Here is a 1145-nt window from a genome sequence, read left to right as displayed (position 1 = left end):
CGGGACGGCCGGTGCGGACGCGCCGCGCCCGCTCGACGTCGCGTACTCGCTGGCGACCACCCGCGCGGCCTTCGAGCACCGCGTCGCGGTCGTCGGCGCGGACCGCGACGGACTGCTGGCGGCCCTGGGCGCGGTGGCGCGGGGCGAGGAACCGGCCACCACGGCCCGGGAGGGACTGCTCGCCGTCCTCTTCCCGGGCCAGGGATCGCAGCGGCTCGGCATGGGCCGGGACCTGTACGAGCGGTTCCCGGTGTTCGCCGAGGCCTTCGACGGGGTCTGCGCCGGACTGGACGAACACCTGGACCGGCCGCTGCGCGAGATCGTCTGGGGCGACGATGAGGACGCCCTGAACGGCACCGCTTACACCCAGGCCGCCCTCTTCGCCCTCGGCACGGCCCTGTACCGGCTCGCCGAGTCGTTCGGCGTCGTCCCCGAGTACGTGGCGGGGCACTCCATCGGCGAGGTCACCGCGGCCCACGTCGCCGGGGTCTTCACCCTGGAGGAGGCATGCGCGCTGGTCGCCGCCCGCGGCCGGCTGATGCAGGCGCTGCCCGCCGGCGGCGCCATGGCGGCGGTGCAGGCCACCGAGACCGAGGTGCTGCCGCACCTCACCGACCGCGTCGGTGTCGCCGCCGTCAACGGCCCCGCCTCCGTGGTGGTGTCGGGTGCCGCCGAGGACGTGGAGAAGGTGGCCGCGGTCTTCCGGGAGCAGGGCCGCCGTACGACCGCCCTGCGGGTGTCGCACGCGTTCCACTCCCCGCTGATGGAACCGATGCTGGAGGAGTTCCGGGCCGTGCTGGAGCGGCTGTCGCCCCGGCCGCCCGCCCTGCCCGTCGTCTCCAACCTGACCGGAGCCCTCGCCACCGCGGACCAGCTCTGCTCCGCCGACTACTGGGTACGGCACGTCCGCGAGGCCGTCCGCTTCGCCGACGGGGTGCACACCCTGCACGAACAGGGCGTCACCCGGTTCCTGGAACTCGGCCCCGACGGCGTCGCCTCGGCCATGGCGCGCGAGACGCTGCCCGAGCACGCCGCGACCGTCGCCGCCCAGCGGCGCACCACCCCCGGCGAGACCGCCCTGGTCGACGCCCTCGCCCGGCTGCACGGCCACGGCGTGCCCGTCGACTGGGCCGCGTTCTTCGCCG

The 1145-nt window shown here is 75.8% G+C and carries 1 protein-coding gene; it reads left to right on the top strand.

From position 1 onward, the window contains the following. On the top strand, positions 1–1145 hold a 1145-nt coding region (locus B7767_RS23240; protein WP_143652602.1), incomplete at both ends, for an acyltransferase domain-containing protein.

The sequence above is a fragment of the Streptomyces sp. 13-12-16 genome, assembly GCF_002114215.1.
Taxonomy (GTDB): Bacteria; Actinomycetota; Actinomycetes; order Streptomycetales; family Streptomycetaceae; genus Streptomyces.
Note: the sequence above shows the minus strand (reverse complement) of the source record. Positions and strands in the feature narration are given on the sequence as shown.